Origin of the sequence: Bifidobacterium sp. B4081 (genome assembly GCF_026537335.1) — a bacterium.
Taxonomy (GTDB): Bacteria; Actinomycetota; Actinomycetes; order Actinomycetales; family Bifidobacteriaceae; genus Bombiscardovia.
In genome coordinates, this window is sequence record NZ_JAFNMM010000007.1 from 18,780 (window position 1) to 35,438 (window position 16,659).

Here is a 16,659-nt window from a genome sequence, read left to right on the forward strand (position 1 = left end):
GGTTTCTAAGATGGAAAGCTGAATGCTCCACGGCAGGGTGGGGCGCACGAGCACATGGTAGGTGGTTTCGGACACATGAAAGAATTCCAACCGGTCATACTGGGCACCGACATCAACTCCTACGGGATGGCGCGAGCCTTCCACGAGGCATACGGCCTGGTCTCCACCGCATTCGGCCACTACCAGCTCTCCCCCACCAAGTACAGCAAGATCCTGGACCTGCACCTGGTAGACGACTTCACCAATCCCGAGGTCTTCGTGTCCACCCTGAACGAGTGGGCCTACGCTTATCACCGGGACCACCCAAGTGCCACCTTGCTTTTGCTGCCCTGCGGGGACTCCTACGCCAACCTGCTGGACAAGTTCGGCGATCCCCTGCGCGGACAGTTCGTCTTCAACGCCATCGACCAGGAACTGAACCGGTCCCTCTCGCTCAAATCCTCCTTCTACCAACTCTGCGACCGCTACGACCTGCCCCACCCGAAGACTGTTTCTGTGGATGCCGATGATGTGAAAGCCGGCCGCCACCGCAACCTGCCCTTCGACTACCCGGTGGCCATGAAGCCTGCGGACAGCGACGAGTGGCTGGGAATCGACTTCCCCGGCAGGAAGAAGGCCTTCATCTTCAGCAACCCTGATGAGCTGGACACCATGATCCGCAGGTCCTACCAGGCCGGGTACACCTCGCAGATGGTCATCCAAGACTTCGTGCCCGGGGGCGATGACAACATGAGGGTGCTCAATGCCTACGTGGACCGTCACCACCGGGTGCGCATGATGTTCCTGGGCCATCCCCTGCTGGAGGACCCCACCCCCGAGGCCGTAGGCAACTACGCGGCCATCATCCCCGACTACAACCAGGACATCTTCGACCGTATCAAGGCCTTCCTTGAGGACATCAAGTACAGCGGGGTGGCCAACTTCGACATGAAGTACGACCCCCGCGACGGCATCTACAAGCTCTTCGAGATCAATCTGCGACAGGGCCGCAGCAGCTATGTGGTCACCCTGAACGGCTTCAACCTGGCCCGCTACTTTGTGGACGACCTGGTTCTGGACACCCCCTTCAACGGACACACCGTCTTCGGCCGGGGGCATCGCCTCTGGATGGAGATCCCCAAGGACATCTTCCGCAAATACTGCGCCGAATCCGAGGACAAGCGACAGGCCGTGGCCATGATTCGCCGCGGGGACTGGGGCACCACCCTGGAGTACAGCAAGGACCGCAGTTTCAAGCGCTGGCTGCTGATTCGACACATGTTTTCCATCTATCGGCGTCGTTACCGGCGCTACTTCCGCGACAAGAGGACACTGGCATGAGGAACTTCTTCGTCGTCCTGGGCGGCATGGGCACACTGGCCACCGAAAGCTTCGTGCGGGTGCTGGACCGGATGACCGGGGCGCACAGGGACCAGGACTTTTTGGACTATGTGGTCTTCAACCACGCCACCGTGCCCGACCGCACCGAGTTCATCCTTGGCCGTAGCAAGAATGATCCCTTCCCCTACCTGGCCGAGGACGTGCGCCAGGCCACAGCCATGGGCGCCTCCTTCATGGTCATGGCCTGCAACACCGCCCATCAGATTCTGCCCAGGCTCCAGGCCCTGACCCCGGTCCCTATTTTGGACATGCCCCAGGCCACCATCGACTGGGCTGATCGGCACTATCCGGCGAAAACCCATCCGCGCATGGGGTACATGGGCACCGAGGGGTCCCGCCATGCCGCCATCTACCAGGGCCCGGCCGACAGCGCCGGTTACCAGCTGGTGGACCCGGACCAGGCCCTGCAGGACCGTGTGAGCGCGCTGATCTACGACGACGTCAAGGAAGGGCGACTGGACAAGGACCGCTACCTGGGCGTTCTCGACGCCTTCCTGAATGACTACCACTGTGACTCGGTCCTGCTGGGCTGCACCGAGCTCTCGGTGCTCAACGAGGCCTACCCCATGCCGCAGCTGCCCATCGTGGACTCCCAGGCAGTTTTGGCGCAGGTCACCCTTTATCGGGCTCGGGCTCTTCACGACCGGAACGATTCGGATCCTTCAGCCGCTGGGAGATGACGGCCGTCACCCCGTCCCCCCGCATGGTGACCCCGTAGAGGGCATCGGCGATGCCCATGGTCCGCTGCTGGTGGGTGATGATGATCAGCTGGGCATGCTCACGCAACTGTTCGAAGGCCTTGAGCAACCTGGTCAGGTTCACGTCATCCAGGGCGGCCTCGACCTCGTCCATGACATAGAAGGGGCTTGGCCGGGCTGTGAAGATGGCCAGGAGCAGGGCCAAGGCTGTCAGCGACCGCTCCCCGCCCGAGAGCAGAGAGAGCCGACGGACCTTCTTGCCGGCCGGGCTGGCCTCGACCAGAACGCCTGTGGTCAGCAGGTCATCCGGATCCTCCAGCCGCAACCGCCCGCGCCCGCCTGGAAAGAGGGTGGCGAAGATGCGTTCAAAGGCCTTGGCAGTGTCGTCGAAGGCCTCCTTGAAGACCGTGACCATGGTCGAATCCAGATCCTTGACCAGGGCCATCAGATCATCCCGGGAGCCTATCACATCCTGACGCTGCTCGTGCAGGTAGCGGTTACGGGACTCCAAAGCCTCGTATTCCTCGGTGGCCAGCGGGTTGACTTTCCCCAGGGCAGCCAGGTCCCGCTTGGCCTTGGCCAGCCGCTTCTCCTGCTCCCCGCGTTGGTAGGGCACTGTTTTGAAGGCTGGTGAATCACCTTCTTTCTCCGCCGCATCCTGGTCCAGAGGCACCGGATTGCCCTCGTCATCCAGGACGGGAACCAGACGGTCAGGGCCGTATTCGCGGATCAACTCCCCCGGCTCCATGCCCAGATCATCCTGAATGCGCTGACGTAGGCGGCCGTCCTCGCCGGCCAGGCGCTCCCGCTCCAGATCCAGACCGTGCTCATCCTGCCGAAGACCGGCCACCTTGGGTTCCAGAGCGTCCCTGTCGGCCCGCAGATCAGTCAGCTCCTTGTCGTGGGCCGAAGCCTTGGCCTTGAGCTGATCCCGGCGGCGGGCCGCGCGCTCCATCCTCCCCTTGATCAGCTGGGCCAGCAGGTCGGCCCTGAGCGCGATCAGCCCCAGGGAGGCCATGCCGGCCTTGCGACGACGGTTCTCCTCTCCTATTCGCTGACGGCGGCGTTCAGCCTGATCGGCCTGATCTTGCAGCAGATCGATCTGCCGCAATAGGGAGGCATGCCGCCGGTCGCTCTCGGTCCAGGACAGCTTGGCCTCCATCTCGGCAGTGCGGGCCTGGTCCAGAGCCGTCTCCAATTCATGCTGTCGGTCTTCCATGCCCTCCGGGTCATCAGAATCAGATTCCCTGTCCTCCTGGGCACGGGCCAGGCCTGCCTTGAGGTCCTCCAGTTTGAGTTCGTGCGTGCGCACCTGGTCGCGCACCTGAGCCAGCCGGTCATCCAGATCCTTGACCCCGGCCTGGGCTCGATCCGACTCCTTGTGAGCTGCCGCCAGCTCCCGGGTTGTCTGCTCAGCCTTGACCCGGGCCTCGGTGCACTTGTTGCGCGCCTCCTGCAGCTTCTGCTCAGCCTGCTCAAGGGCGGCACGGGCCGCTTCCATCTGCGGCTGCAGTGCCTGGGATTCCTCCTGGAGGGCCTCTACCTGTGCCAGGGCCTTATCCCTGCGCGCAGTCAGCGCCAAGTCACTAGTTGCCGGAGCGGATCCGCCTACAGCACCTGCCCGGTCATAGAGGTCGCCCAGGCGGGTCAACGCCTGCTGCCATCCGTCTTCCAAGGCGCGGCGGGCCTGATCAGCGTCATTGACGGCAGCTGTAGAGGCCAGCAGGCTGCGGACGGCAGCCAGCACCCCTTGGGCCCATTCAGGATCGGCAGGATGCTTCCGCAGGGCCACCAGGTCGGCAGCCGACCTCCAGGGGCCGTCTCCGGGCTTCATGTCTGCCCCCTTGAACGGGCCTGATGCTGAGATCAGCGCTGCGCGTCCAAGACGGTCTCGGCGGGCTCGTTCCAGGGTCTGGTCGACCGTCTGACCATCCTTGGCCACCAAGGCCGAGGCGTAGTCGTGCAAGGCCTGGGCCAGGGGCTCCTCCCAGCCCTCCTCCACTCGGACGAAGTCGGTCAGCACACCCAGCAGGGCCGTATCTCCCGCCTGGGACAGGGCCTCGCCAGCGCCGCGATGGTCTAGCGTGTCCGCCAGGGCATCGGCCTTGGCCTGGGCCGATATGGCATCGGACTGGATTCGTCGCTCGTGCTCCTGAAGGTCGTTGAGCCTGCTGCGGGCCTGGTCCCTGACCTTACCTGCCTGGTCCAGGGCTTGTCTGCCGTCCTGGTCGGGACTTTCCTCCTGGTTATCCAGGTCCCGCACCCTGTTCCTGGCCCGCTCCAGGCCCTCTCTGGCCTGATCCTGCTGACGGGTCAGATCATGCTCGCGCTGTCTGGATAGTTCGAGGGCCGAGTCCTCCTTGGCCACCAGCTGCGCCAGGTCGCCCAGCCGAGCCTGCCGCTTTCTGGCCGCCTGCCGTAGCTCGGTCATGGTCTGCCGGTGAGCGGCCAGCCGCCGCTCCAGATCCGCACGGGCTTGGACACAGCCATCCAGGGCGATCCGGTCGGCTCCAACCTGGCCCTCCGTCTGATCGGCCTGGCCCTTGAGCTCGTCGGCCCTCCGCCTGAGCAACCCGGGGTCCTGCCCCTGATCGGCCACCATACTGGCCTCCAATGAACGGCTGCGCTCCCTGGCCAATGATGCCAAGGAACCGGCTCGCTCACCCAGCTTGGTCAGGTCGTTCCATTGCTGGTTGACTGCCTCCAAGGCCGGACTGGACCGTCGGTCCAGCCCCTCCAGCTGTTCAATGCGGAGCTTGACCCTGGTCAGATCATCCTGCCCACGAGCCAGCCGTTCCCTGGTCCGGGCCATCTGCGAGCGCAGATCCTCCAGCTTTTTTTGCGAGGTCAAGGCATCGTCGGCATGGATGCGGGCCTGGGCGTCCCGCAGGCTGACCTGGATCATGTCGGCCCGGCGGGAGACCTTGGCCTGGCGGCCAAGCGGCCCCAGCTGCCGATGAATCTCGCCGATCAGGTCATCCAGACGGGACAGGTTGGCTTCGGTGTTGGCCAGCTTGTGCAGGGCCCGTTCCTTGCGCTTGCGGTGTTTGAGGATGCCGGCCGCCTCCTCGATGAAGGCACGGTGACCTGCCGGATCAGCTCGCAGAATGGCATCCAGCCGCCCCTGGCCGACAATCACATGCATCTGCTGGCCCAGCCCGGTGTCGCTGAGCAGTTCCTGGATGTCCAGCAGGCGGCAGTCGGATCCGTTGATGGCGTATTCGGACCCGCCATTGCGGTAGATGGTTCGGCTAATGGTCACCTCGGTGTAGTCGATGTCCAAGGTCCGATCAGTGTTATCGATGGTTAGGGTGACCTGAGCCCGGCCCAGTGGCGGCCTGGAGGAGGTGCCGGCGAAGATGACATCCTCCATGGATCCGCCGCGGAGGCTCTTGGCCCCCTGCTCGCCCATGACCCAGGCCAGGGCGTCGACGATGTTGGATTTGCCTGATCCGTTGGGGCCCACCACAGCGGTGATGCCCGGCTCGAAGCGCAGGGTGGTGGCCGAAGCGAAGGACTTGAAGCCCTTGAGGGTCAGCTCCTTGAGATACATCAGGCGCGCTCCGCCTTAGGTTTGGCCAGATCGGGATTGGGACGCTCGGCCAGCAGGGTGCGGGCATCGCCGGCGGTGACGAAGCTGCCGCAAATCAATACACCGCGGCCATAGCCCACCCCGGTCTGATCCTCGCTATCAACCATGTCGACAGCCGCCTGGATGGCATCAGGCATCCGGTCGCGCCGGACCACCCTGTCGGGGCCGAAGACCCGCACAGCGATTCGTTCCAAATCTTCGGCCGGCATGACTCGGCCCTTCCAGGAGTTCTCGGTGACCACGACGCTGTCCAACACGGGCTCCAGCAGACCCAGATAGTCCTCCACCTGCTTGTCAGCCATCATGGAAATCACACCCACCAGCTGCTTGAAGTCGTAGTTCTCCTCGATGGCCGAGCGCAGGGACTGGGCCGCGCTCAAGTTGTGCCCACCATCGATGATGATGGTGGGCGAGGTGCGTACCTGCTCGATCCGTCCGGGGATGCGCACCTGGCTCAAGGCCTCGGCCACCAGATCCTGGTCCAGGGCCCCGTTGACGGGGACGACCGTCTCAGCCGCAGCCAGGGCTGCCAGCGCGTTGTGGGCCTGATGCTCACCGAACTTGTCAATGGGCACATCCTTGTAGAGTCCCTGCGGCGTACGCAGCGTGGCCACCTGGCCGCCCACTGCGGGCATACGGGAGACCACCTCCAGCTCGTTGCCATCCCTCAGCAGAGTAGGGGCGCCCTGCTCGCGCACGGCCTGCTCGATAATGGGCATGACGGCCTCCTCATGAGGCTGGGCGCCGACGATGACCGTGGACTTGGGCTTGATGATCCCGGCCTTCTCGCCTGCTATCTGCTCGACCGTATCCCCAAGCCACTGCATATGGTCCATGTCCACCGGCCCGATAATGGCGGCATCGCCATCGAGGACGTTGGTGGCATCCCAGCGGCCGCCCATCCCCACCTCGACGATGGCCACGTCCACAGGGGCGTCGGCGAAGGCCCAGACGGCCATGGCGGTCAGGACCTCGAAGAAGCTCATGGGAGCCCTACCCTGCTGGGCAAAGCGGTCGTCCACCATGGCGATGAAATCCTCGATCTGCTGGTAGAGGTCTACGAAGTCCTCATCTGAGAGCTCCTGGCCGTCGATGGCGATTCGTTCATTGATCCGCTCCAAGTGCGGCGATGTATAGAGCCCGGTGCGCAGACCATAAGCCCGCACCAGAGCCTCGGCCATCCGCGCCGTGGACCCCTTGCCGTTGGTCCCGGTGACGTGAATGACCCTGAAGCTGTGCTCCGGGTGACCCAGCAGGTCCAGCATCATCCCCATCCTGTCCAGGTCCAGATTGGGGCTGTCATGCTCGGCGGGACGCGCCATGATGGCCCGCTCGACATCGCGAATATTCTGACCCTTGCTGTTGGGGTGTTCGAATGACATATTCTGCCTGCGCCTCCTGCTGGCTGTGGATGCTTCCCGCCCATTCTATGCGCCACCGACCCCGATTGAGGGCCGGAACAACCGACTGTCACATCGGCCGAACGCACTACCATGGAACCAACATAGTCAGAATCGGAACCTCAAGGAGGCTGGACGTGACCGCATCCGCACAGGAGCATCTACAAGGAGACACTGATCCCAAGAACGTGGACCTGGATGAGCAGAACATGGAAGACCGGGTGAACAACCGCACCCTGCGCCCCAACTCCCCCGCCTTCCAGAAGTTCATGACCACCGGCTGGCAGGCCCAGGAGCCTCAGATAGAGCCGCTGGAGTCCAGCAAATACACCGGACGCCGCCTGCGTGAGCTGGGCCGGCGTTTCCCCGGCGAACGACTGGTCATCCCTGCCGGATCCTACAAGACTCGAAACAACGATAACGACTACGCCTTCCGCCCAGACACCACCTTCGCCTACTACACGGGCCTGGGCGAGGACTATGAGCCAGGAGCCATCCTGGTCCTGGACCCAGTGGACCCCGACAGTCCGGAGGCGGCCAAAGGCCTGACCCACACCCCTGAGCTCTTCGTCCATCCCCGGGCCGATCAGTCCACCCGCGACTACTACCGTTCCTCTCAGTACGGGGAGTACTGGGTGGGTCCTCGAGCCGGACTGCGGGAGCTGGCCATCATGACCGGCATCCCCACCAGGGACATCGCCGCTTTCCCTGATGCCATTGCCAAGGATCTGGGGCCGGACCAGGGAGCGGTCAGGCTGCGTGTGATCCGCACCGCCGACCAGGAGGTCCTGAACCAGGTGGAGGCAGCCCGCAAGGCCAATGGCATCGGCGGCCCGGACCGCAATGAGGAAGCCGACGACAAGCTCGAAGAGTTCACCTCCGAGGCCCGCATGATCAAGGACGGCTATGAGGTGGGCGAGATGCGCAAGGCCATCGCCGCCACCAAGGACGGATTCGACCGGATTCTGACCCACCTGCCCCAGGTGGTAGGCAAGCCCCGTTCCGAGCGGATGTTGGAGGGCGTTTTCAACGCCAACGCCCGCGAGAAGGGCAACGACGTGGGCTACGGTTCCATCATCGCCTCGGGCAAGCACGCTCCCATCCTGCACTGGATGCGCAATGACGGAACCGTTCAGAAGGGCGACCTGCTCCTGATCGACGCCGGTGTGGAGGTCAACAGCCTCTACACGGCCGACATCACCCGCACCTTCCCGGTAGGTGGCACCTTCAGTCCACTGCAGAAGCGGATCTACCAGACCGTGCTCAAGGCCCAGCAGGCCGGCTTCGAAGCCGCCAAGCCCGGCGCCACCTACTCCGACATCCACCATGCCGTCATGCGTGTGCTGGCTGAAACTTTGCACGAGTGGGGCATCCTCAAGGTCAGTGTGGAAGAGTCCCTCTCCCCCCAGGGCCAGCAGCACCGCCGCTGGCACGCCTGCGGATGCGCCCACCACCTGGGTCTGGACGTGCACGACTGCGCGGAGGCCAGGTACGAGTCCTACCAGGGCGCGCCCATCACCCCCGGGATGATTTTCACCATCGAGCCCGGGCTCTACTTCAAGGAGAACGACCTGCTGGTGCCTCCGGAGTTCCGCGGTATCGGTGTGCGCGTGGAGGACGACGTGCTCATGACCGAGCAGGGACCCCAGTGGCTGTCTGCTGGCATCCCCAAGACCGTCGAAGAGGTGGAGGCCTGGATGGCGCAGCGGGCCGCACTGGCCGACCCGGACAGGGACTGATGTATGCCCACTCCTGACTTCGTGCTCAGACTGCGCCGGTCCATAGGGCATGACCTGCTCTGGCTGAACGGTGTGACGGCCTTCGTCAGCGATGACCAGGGCCGCCTCCTGCTGGGCCGGCGCTCCGACACCGGACAGTGGGCCCTGGTCTACGGGATCAACGAACCGGGCGAGGACCCGGCCGACACCGTGGTCCGCGAGGTCAAGGAGGAGACCGGGGTGGATGTGATCGTCACCGACCTGGCGGCCGTCACATCCTCCCAAGAGGTGATCACCTATGCCAACGGCGACCGGACCATGTACATGGATCATCTCTTCATCTGCCGGCCTGACCCCAGCGGCAACACCGATCCCTTTGTGGGTGACGAGGAGAGCCTGTCAGTCGGCTGGTTCGACCCCGATCAACTCCCATCCCCGCTGGCCCAGACCACTGTGGAACGCATGGCCCGAGCTCGGACCTATCTGAAGCGCCTACAGGGCGGAGACGCCCACGCCCTCTTCAAGGTTGGCGGCAGGGAGTTGCCTGCAAATCCCGACTAGTCTCAAGTTGACCATTGGACCCTTGGACGGTTCAGCCCTTGGCGGCTCAGTCCTCGAAGAAATCCAGCGGATCGTCGATGAAGCGACGCAGGCCTACCAGGGCAGCCCCCTTGAGGGCCGGATAGTCGGCCTGGGTGGGGATGAGCACACGAATGTCCACGGCATCACGGCCCAGGGTCAGCTGATTGAGCCGATCCTGCAGACGCTGGGCCAGGTTCCCCCCGAAGTGCGACCAGAATCCACCCAGAATGACCGTATCCACGTCGACAATATTGATGGCTGAGGCAATGACCGAGATCATGGCTTCGAGCCCACGATCGATGGCATCTACCGCTTTGGCATCGCCCTGCTGCCAGCGCTGGTAGAGTTCTTCCATGGCCTGGGGCGTGACCGCCTCAGCTCCGGTGGCGATGTCAGCCGCCTCAACCAGAGCCCTGCGCCCGGCGTAGGTCTCCAGGCACCCACGGCGGCCGCAACGGCAGGTTGGGCCGTTCAGATCCACCGAGGCATGCCCCAATTCACCGGCGAACCCATGGTCTCCGGTCTCGACGGCCCCGCGACGCACCACAGCCCCGCCGATACCGATGTCAGTGGAAATGTAAATAAAGGAGTCGGTGGGCGAAAGTGGCCCCTCATCTCCGCCCGCAGGACGCTGGGCAGCGTAGCCGGGAATCTGAGCAAGGGCTGCCAGACGCGCCTCGTTGCCCACTCTGGGAGCTAGTCGACGGACCAGGGGAAATTCCTGGAGATCCAGACGTTCCCATCCCAGGTTGCGGGCCATGAGCAAGGTGGTGTCGCCGCCGACCAGGCCGGGCAGAGCCAGGCCCGAACCCACTGTGCGGTAGTGCCGACGGGACAGCTTGCGTTCGATGGGCTTGGTCAGCTCCTCCAGGTCAGCGAAGACCCGATCGGGTTCCGCCTCATGCATATCATCCTTGACCCAGGCCGAATCGATCAGGGTCCCATCCAGATCCATGGCCAGACATCCGTAACCATCGGTGTTGATCTGCAGGCCCAGACCGGCCCAGTGTCCGTGTGCGATGGACAGTGGGGTGCTCGGTCGGCCATGGCTGCTCTGCGAAGTCTCAGGCTCCTCCTCGCGTACCACCCGATTCCTGAGTAGAAGCCCTGCCAGGAGCGACATAGTAGCCTTGGTCAGCCCGGTAGCCTTGGCCAGATCCGCCCTGCTGAGCGAGGTAGGCGACCGCAGAATGGTGTCGATAATGACCGAGAGATTGTGGTTCCTCAGATCATCCTGATTGATAGAGCGCAGGGCAGTCACGGAAATCATCCCTCCAAATCCGGGCGGCAAAACCACCCTACATGCCAGAAACCACCTTTCAGTATCACACATGAACCCGCCAAAATCCGCAAATTCAGCTGGAGCTTCCGCCCTCGGATACGTAGGTAGAAGCTAGGAAGGAAAATTAACGACGAGCTTTAAACAAGGCCCCGCCCTCTGTTCTTCCAAGCAGGAAACGAACAGAGGGCGGGGCGCAGACAGGTCAGCAATTACTTCTTGTGACGTTTGCTGATCAAATCATATGCCACGGCGATAATCACAACCAGACCCTTGATGATCTTCACTATGGCGGCATCCGCACCCATGATCGACAGCCCTTGGTTGAGCACACCCATGATCAGTGCACCTACCATGGCGCCGGGGATGGTGCCTACGCCACCAGCCACAGCCGCACCACCGATGAAGCAGGCGGCGATGGCGTCCATTTCAAACTCCATACCGGTCTGGGCCGTAGCCGAAGCCAGTCGGGACAAAGTGATGATTGCAGCGATGGCGGCAAGCAGCCCCATGTTGAGGAATATCTTGAAATCGACCTTGCGTGTATCGATGCCCGAAAGCACGGCGGCCTTTCTGTTGCCACCGACAGCATAGATATCGCGCCCCAGCACCATCCTGTTGAGAACGAACCAGTAGATGCCCACTAGCACAGCGATAATGACCAAGACGATGGGTATACCACCCTGAGTCTGGTTTCCGGAAGAAGCCAGCAGGTAGGTTACGAACCCAATGACCAAGGTGGCCAGCACGCACTTGATGATCATCCAGCTCCTCGGCTCAGCCTGCAGCCCGACCCGGATAGTATGAGACCGACGACGGACCTGCATGACGATAACCAGGAGTATGACCACTGCCCCAACGACCAAGGTCAGCCCATCCAGACCAAACCAGAAACCGAAGATGTTCGGCAGGAAATCCTTGGAGATGGCACGGAACTCACGCGAGCGAAGGGGAATGGATTCACCGGCGATCACAGTTGCCAGACCACGGAAAACCAGCATTCCGCCAAGGGTCGTGACAAAGGCGGGTACGCCAACATAGGCTACCCAGAAGCCCTGCCAGATACCAACAATCAGTCCGAGCGCCAGCATGAGCACAATGGCCAGGAACCAGTTCAAACCCCAGTTCTTCATCATGAAAGCGCCCATGCCGCCAATGAAAGCAACCACAGAGCCCACAGACAGATCGATATGAGTACCGATGATCACCATAAGCATGCCGATGGCCAGAACGAGCACATAGGCATTCTGCTGAAATAGAGCAACAAAATTGTTGGGGAAGAGCAGACGCCCTCCGGTCAGCACTTCGAAGATGGCAATGACCACTACCAGTGCCAGATAGATTCCATATTGTCGAGCATTGCCCAGCAAGGTGGACTTAAGAGTGGCCACCTGCGGATTTCCGCTGTCATTGGACGCGTCAGCGACCGACTGCTTCATTGTTGTTTTTCCTTCCTTGACGCTCATGCGAACACCGCTTCCTCACTGCAAGGGATTTCAGACGTCATGTACCGCATCAGCTCCTCCTGATCGGTGGCATGGGCGTCCAGACATGCCGTAATGATTCCTTGACTCATCGTGTAGATTCGGTCACAGATGCCCAAGAGCTCAGGCAACTCGGATGATATGACCAGAATGGCCGAACCGGCATCGGCCAGCCGGTCGATAATCTCATATATCTCGTATTTGGCACCCACATCGATGCCACGGGTCGGCTCGTCCAGTATGAGCACTTTGGGCTCAGTGGATACCCACTTGGAAAGCACCACCTTCTGCTGGTTGCCTCCGGACAGGCTGCTCGCCGGCATCTCTATGCTCGGGGTCTTCGTCCTGAAATCCCGCCGATACTGCTCAGCAATCTGTTTTTCACGGTCGAGATCCAAGACACCTTGGTGAGACAGGTGTCCGAGGTTAGCCATTGAGGTGTTCTCTCGAATGGAAGCGATCAGGTTGAGGCCGTACTCTTTCCTATCTTCGGTGGCGTAAGCCAGACCCGCGTCAATGGCCGAGCGCACGTCGGGCAGGGTAATTTTCTTGCCTTCCATATATATGTCGCCGCTAGCCCCGACGCCGTACTGGTGACCGAAGATGCTCATAGCGGTTTCGGTTCTTCCAGCCCCAATCAGCCCAGCCATACCCACTATTTCGCCAGCGCGGAGATTGAAGCTGACATCCTTGGCCACCAAACGGTTGGAATCCTGTGGATGGTGGACGCTCCAATGCTCAACACGGAACATCTCCTTGCCGATGTGCGATTCGTGCTCCGGATAACGATTGGTCATCGGTCTGCCGACCATATCGCGGATCAAGACATCCATATCCAGCGGGTGCTCCTTATCGACCCGACAATCACTGATGGTCTTTCCGTCCCTGATCACCTGGACGGCATCCGCTGACGCCGCTATTTCGTTGAGCTTATGGGAGATGATGATGGCCGTTATGCCACGTTCCCTGCGAAGCCGGTCGATCAAATCCAGCAGGTGGAAGGAATCCTCATCGTTGAGCGCTGCTGTAGGTTCGTCCAAAATAAGCAATTGAACGTTCTTGCTGAGGGCTTTGGCGATTTCCACCAGTTGTTGCTTGCCCACACCGAGGTTGGAGACCAGGGTGTCTGGATCCTCATCCAAACCGACCAGGGACATGACATCCTTGGCCTTTCGGCGTTGCTGATCATCCTGAATGAAGATTCCCTTGGTGATGGGATTGCCCAGAAAGATATTCTGAGCAATCGTCATGTAGGGCTCGAGTGCCAGCTCCTGGTGGATGATGACGATTCCCTCGCGCTCCGAATCTCGTATGCTAGAGAACCTGCAGGGTTTTCCCTGGTAGATGATGCTTCCTGAGTATGATCCATACGGGTAGACTCCCGACAGAACGTTCATGAGAGTGGATTTACCAGCCCCATTTTCGCCGCAGATAGAGAAGATCTGACCCTGTTGGACCTTGATATTGACATGGTCCAATGCCGTGACTGGACCGAAGGACTTTACAATGTCCCGCATTTCCAAAATCGTGTTTTGAGATGATGTCATTGGTGCCTTCTGAATTTAAGGGCATCCGCACTCAATGAACCTCCGGCGAATGCCCGATGACGTTTCGTCACAGTCCAGCGTTTGCCGCGGAGATATACCCGCTGTCAACCAGTTCCTTCTTGACGTTGTCCTTGTCAACGGAGACCGGCTTCAGCAGGATCGAAGGCACATCCTTATTGTTGTTGTTGAATGTGTCGTTGGTCTTGGGCTTCTGTCCCTTTACCAGTTTCTCGATCAGGGCAGCAGTTGAATCAGCCAGTTTACGAGTATCCTTGTAGACCGTCATTGTCTGCTTGCCCGCAACGATGTTGGCCACATTGGCCTTTTCGGCATCCTGACCGGTGATGATCGGATAGTAATTCCAGCCCGCCGCGTCTACAGCGTTCACAGTCCCCATGGCAATTGCATCATTGGGGGCGAGAACGGCATCAAGATGTCTTCCGCTGTTGTAATAGGAATTGATGCGGTTTTCCATCTCGCTCTGCGCGTTTTGACGATCCCAATTCTGTATGCCGATGCTCTGCCAATCCTCGAGATTCTTGGGAACTCGACCTGACGGGGACACCAATGACCCGTTTTTAAAATATGGTTCGAGGACCGACCAAGATCCCTGGAAGTAGTATTTGGCGTTGTTGTCTGTTGGCGAGCCGGTCATCAGCTCAATGTTGAACGGCCCTTTTTTGCCACTATCCAGGCCGAGCTTTTTAACTATGTATTGCCCTTGGAGTTTGCCCACCTCGGTGATGTTGAACGTCGAGTAGTAGTCACAAGCATCGGTGTTCATGATCAGTCGATCGTAGGCGATCACCGTAGCGCCGTTTGATTTGGCTGCCTCCGCGGCTGGCCCTACAGCCGTGCCGTCAATGGAAGCGATCACAACGAAATTAGCTCCCTGATTAGCCATATTCTGAATCTGGGAAGCCTGCAGATCCGTCTTATTGTCAGCAAATTGCAGGAGGACCTTGTAGCCCTTGCCTTCAAGCTGTTTTTTGAGATTATCGCCGTCGAGACGCCAGCGTTCCAGCTGTTGTTCCGGCATCGAGATTCCGACGGTCACATCTGAGGGGTTTTTAGCATTTACGCCCCCCCCCCCCCGCAGTCGCGCCTCTTGAGCCTCCGCAGGCACCCATTGACGCGAGCATGACAATCCCGGCCAATGCACAAACCGCTCGTTTCCAATTGTTCATGATGGTTCCTTTCTTCGTTGAAGGGTTGCCTCCGACTTGTCCCCCTCGGCAAGCTGGATCTCTTCCGGCACACATACTAGCACAAAGTTTATTGATTTGACTATTTCAAGTAATTACGTAGGTTTTTGCCGCAGATTATCCTGGATTTAGCAATTCGTGAAGGCACATTAGTATGATGAATTAATGATATTGATCGAGACAAGCACGTTCTCGCTGAAAGGCGATCAAGCAAGGAGGCTGACATGAATGAGATCCTGGTGGCGGGAGTGGACACTTCGACGCAATCCTGCAAGGTGAGGGTCACCGATGCCCGGACCGGTCGGCTGGTCCGCTTCGGCAAGGCTCCTCATCCGGCAGGCACCAGCGTTGATCCCATGGCTTGGTGGAAGGCTTTTCAGGAAGCTTCCGCCCAGGCGGGTGGATTGGACGATGTTTCGGCCATTAGCGTGGGCGGCCAGCAGCATGGCATGGTATTGCTGGACCACCAAGGGCGGGTGATCAGGGATGCCCTGCTCTGGAACGATACACGTTCGGCTCCTGATGCCGACGATCTCATCATCCGGCTAGCCAGGTCTGAAACCAACAAGACTAAAACCACCAAGGCAGAAAACGACGAATCAAGCAAGAACCCGGATTCAGACCAGGATCTGGCCATGCGGGGCAAGCAAGCCTGGGTACGGGCTGTGGGTTCCTCCCCGGTAGCGTCGCTGACCATCACCAAGGTGGCCTGGGTCAGCCGGGTGGAGCCGGATAATGCCAAGGCCATCGCGGCCATATGCCTCCCCCACGACTGGCTGAGCTGGGTTATCGCCGGCCATGGTCCCGCGGCCGACCCGGAGACTGAACCCGGGCTGGAGGATCTCTTCACTGATCGCTCTGATGCCTCCGGCACCGGCTACTACGACCCCGCCGCCGACAGCTACCGGCGTGACCTGCTGGCCATAGCCCTGCCCGCCGGGATGGCCGAACAGGTAATCCTGCCTAAGGTTCTTGGCCCCTACCAGGTCGGAGCCAAGGCTGACCCCCGCATCGCCGGCAGGGATGTGTCCGGCGGCTGCATCATCGCACCGGGCGGCGGCGACAATGCCATGACGGCCCTGGGCCTGGCCATGCAGGTGGGCGACGTCTCCATCTCCCTGGGAACCTCGGGGGTCGCTGCCGCGGTTAGCCCGGTCCCCGCCTATGACATGAGCGCCTCGGTCACCGGATTCGCCGATGCCACCGGCCACTGGCTCCCTCTGGCCTGCACCATCAACGCTTCACGCATCCTGGACGCGGGCCTGGCCGCCCTGGGGACGGATTACGACGGTCTTGCCGAATTGGCTGAGAAGTCCTCGCCGGGAGCCGAGGGCATCACCCTGATCCCCTACTTCGACGGCGAACGCACCCCGAACCGCCCTGATGCCCACGCCAGGCTGGAGGCACTGACCCTGGCCAACACAACCCGCACCAACCTGGCCAGAGCATTCGTGGAGGGCCTGCTCTGCTCCCAGCGTGACTGCCTGGAGCTGCTGAAACGGCTGGGCACCACGGTCGCCAGGATCCTTTTGGTCGGCGGCGGTGCCAAGTCCCCAGCGGTCAGAGCCTATGCCCCGGGAATCCTAGGCATGGATGTGCAGCTGCCCCGGCCGGACGAGTACGTGGCCATCGGTGCGGCCCGCCAGGCAGCCTGGACTCTGACAGGAGAAGAGGAACCTCCATCCTGGCCTGTGGACATCGAGACCACACTGACGGGCGCACCCTGCGAGCAGGTTTACCAGCAGTACCTGCATTGGCGGGGATGAAAGGCCCC

Annotated in this window: 10 protein-coding genes and 1 pseudogene; 5 read left to right on the forward strand and 6 right to left on the reverse strand. The window is 61.1% G+C overall.

Annotation, left to right across the window (positions count from 1 at the left end; translation table 11 throughout):
• Nucleotides 1-75: 75 nt before the first annotated feature.
• Entirely contained in the window at nucleotides 76-1,320 is a 1,245-nt protein-coding gene (locus tag J3T92_RS09160) for a carboxylate--amine ligase (protein WP_267401223.1), read from the forward strand.
• Nucleotides 1,317-2,060, forward strand: a complete 744-nt coding sequence (locus J3T92_RS09165; RefSeq protein WP_267401224.1) for an aspartate/glutamate racemase family protein — start codon at nucleotides 1,317-1,319, stop codon at nucleotides 2,058-2,060. Before J3T92_RS09160 ends, J3T92_RS09165 begins: the two co-directional genes overlap by 4 nt.
• Here J3T92_RS09165 and smc read toward each other — a convergent pair.
• Both smc and J3T92_RS09175 read right to left on the reverse strand, forming a co-directional pair.
• Nucleotides 1,993-5,631: a chromosome segregation protein SMC gene (gene smc / locus J3T92_RS09170; RefSeq protein WP_267401225.1), complete on the reverse strand. Its 3,639-nt coding sequence runs from the start codon at nucleotides 5,629-5,631 to the stop codon at nucleotides 1,993-1,995. The two genes, J3T92_RS09165 and smc, sit on opposite strands and share 68 nt — an antisense overlap.
• Nucleotides 5,631-7,052 carry a bifunctional folylpolyglutamate synthase/dihydrofolate synthase gene (locus tag J3T92_RS09175; protein ID WP_267401227.1) on the reverse strand — a complete coding sequence of 474 codons (1,422 nt, stop codon included), beginning with the start codon at nucleotides 7,050-7,052 and terminating at the stop codon, nucleotides 5,631-5,633. Before J3T92_RS09175 ends, smc begins: the two co-directional genes overlap by 1 nt.
• Nucleotides 7,053-7,207: 155 nt before the next feature.
• Between J3T92_RS09175 and J3T92_RS09180 the strand changes: the two genes are divergently transcribed.
• Entirely contained in the window at nucleotides 7,208-8,809 is a 1,602-nt protein-coding gene (locus J3T92_RS09180) for an aminopeptidase P family protein (protein ID WP_416378863.1), read from the forward strand.
• Nucleotides 8,810-8,812: 3 nt separating this feature from the next.
• Nucleotides 8,813-9,349 (forward strand): NUDIX hydrolase, encoded by a 537-nt coding sequence (locus J3T92_RS09185; RefSeq protein ID WP_267401228.1) that lies wholly within the window; start codon nucleotides 8,813-8,815, stop codon nucleotides 9,347-9,349.
• A gap of 46 nt (nucleotides 9,350-9,395) precedes the next feature.
• Here J3T92_RS09185 and J3T92_RS09190 read toward each other — a convergent pair whose 3' ends face one another.
• From J3T92_RS09190 to J3T92_RS09205, 4 genes and pseudogenes are all read right to left on the reverse strand, one after another.
• On the reverse strand, nucleotides 9,396-10,631 hold the full coding sequence (locus J3T92_RS09190) for an ROK family protein (protein WP_267401269.1): 1,236 nt from the start codon (nucleotides 10,629-10,631) through the stop codon (nucleotides 9,396-9,398).
• A 230-nt stretch (nucleotides 10,632-10,861) separates the two neighbouring features.
• A complete protein-coding gene (mmsB, locus tag J3T92_RS09195) occupies nucleotides 10,862-12,088 on the reverse strand; it encodes a multiple monosaccharide ABC transporter permease (RefSeq protein ID WP_267401229.1) in 1,227 nt (408 codons plus the stop codon).
• A 23-nt stretch (nucleotides 12,089-12,111) separates the two neighbouring features.
• On the reverse strand, nucleotides 12,112-13,680 hold the full coding sequence (locus J3T92_RS09200; protein WP_267401230.1) for a sugar ABC transporter ATP-binding protein: 1,569 nt from the start codon (nucleotides 13,678-13,680) through the stop codon (nucleotides 12,112-12,114).
• Nucleotides 13,681-13,747: 67 nt separating this feature from the next.
• Nucleotides 13,748-14,867: pseudogene (locus tag J3T92_RS09205) on the reverse strand (substrate-binding domain-containing protein).
• 242 nt (nucleotides 14,868-15,109) lie between these two features.
• On the opposite strand from J3T92_RS09205, the gene J3T92_RS09210 reads away from it, so the two are divergent.
• A complete protein-coding gene (locus J3T92_RS09210; RefSeq protein ID WP_267401232.1) occupies nucleotides 15,110-16,651 on the forward strand; it encodes a xylulokinase in 1,542 nt (513 codons plus the stop codon).
• The last annotated feature ends 8 nt before the right edge of the window (nucleotides 16,652-16,659 follow it).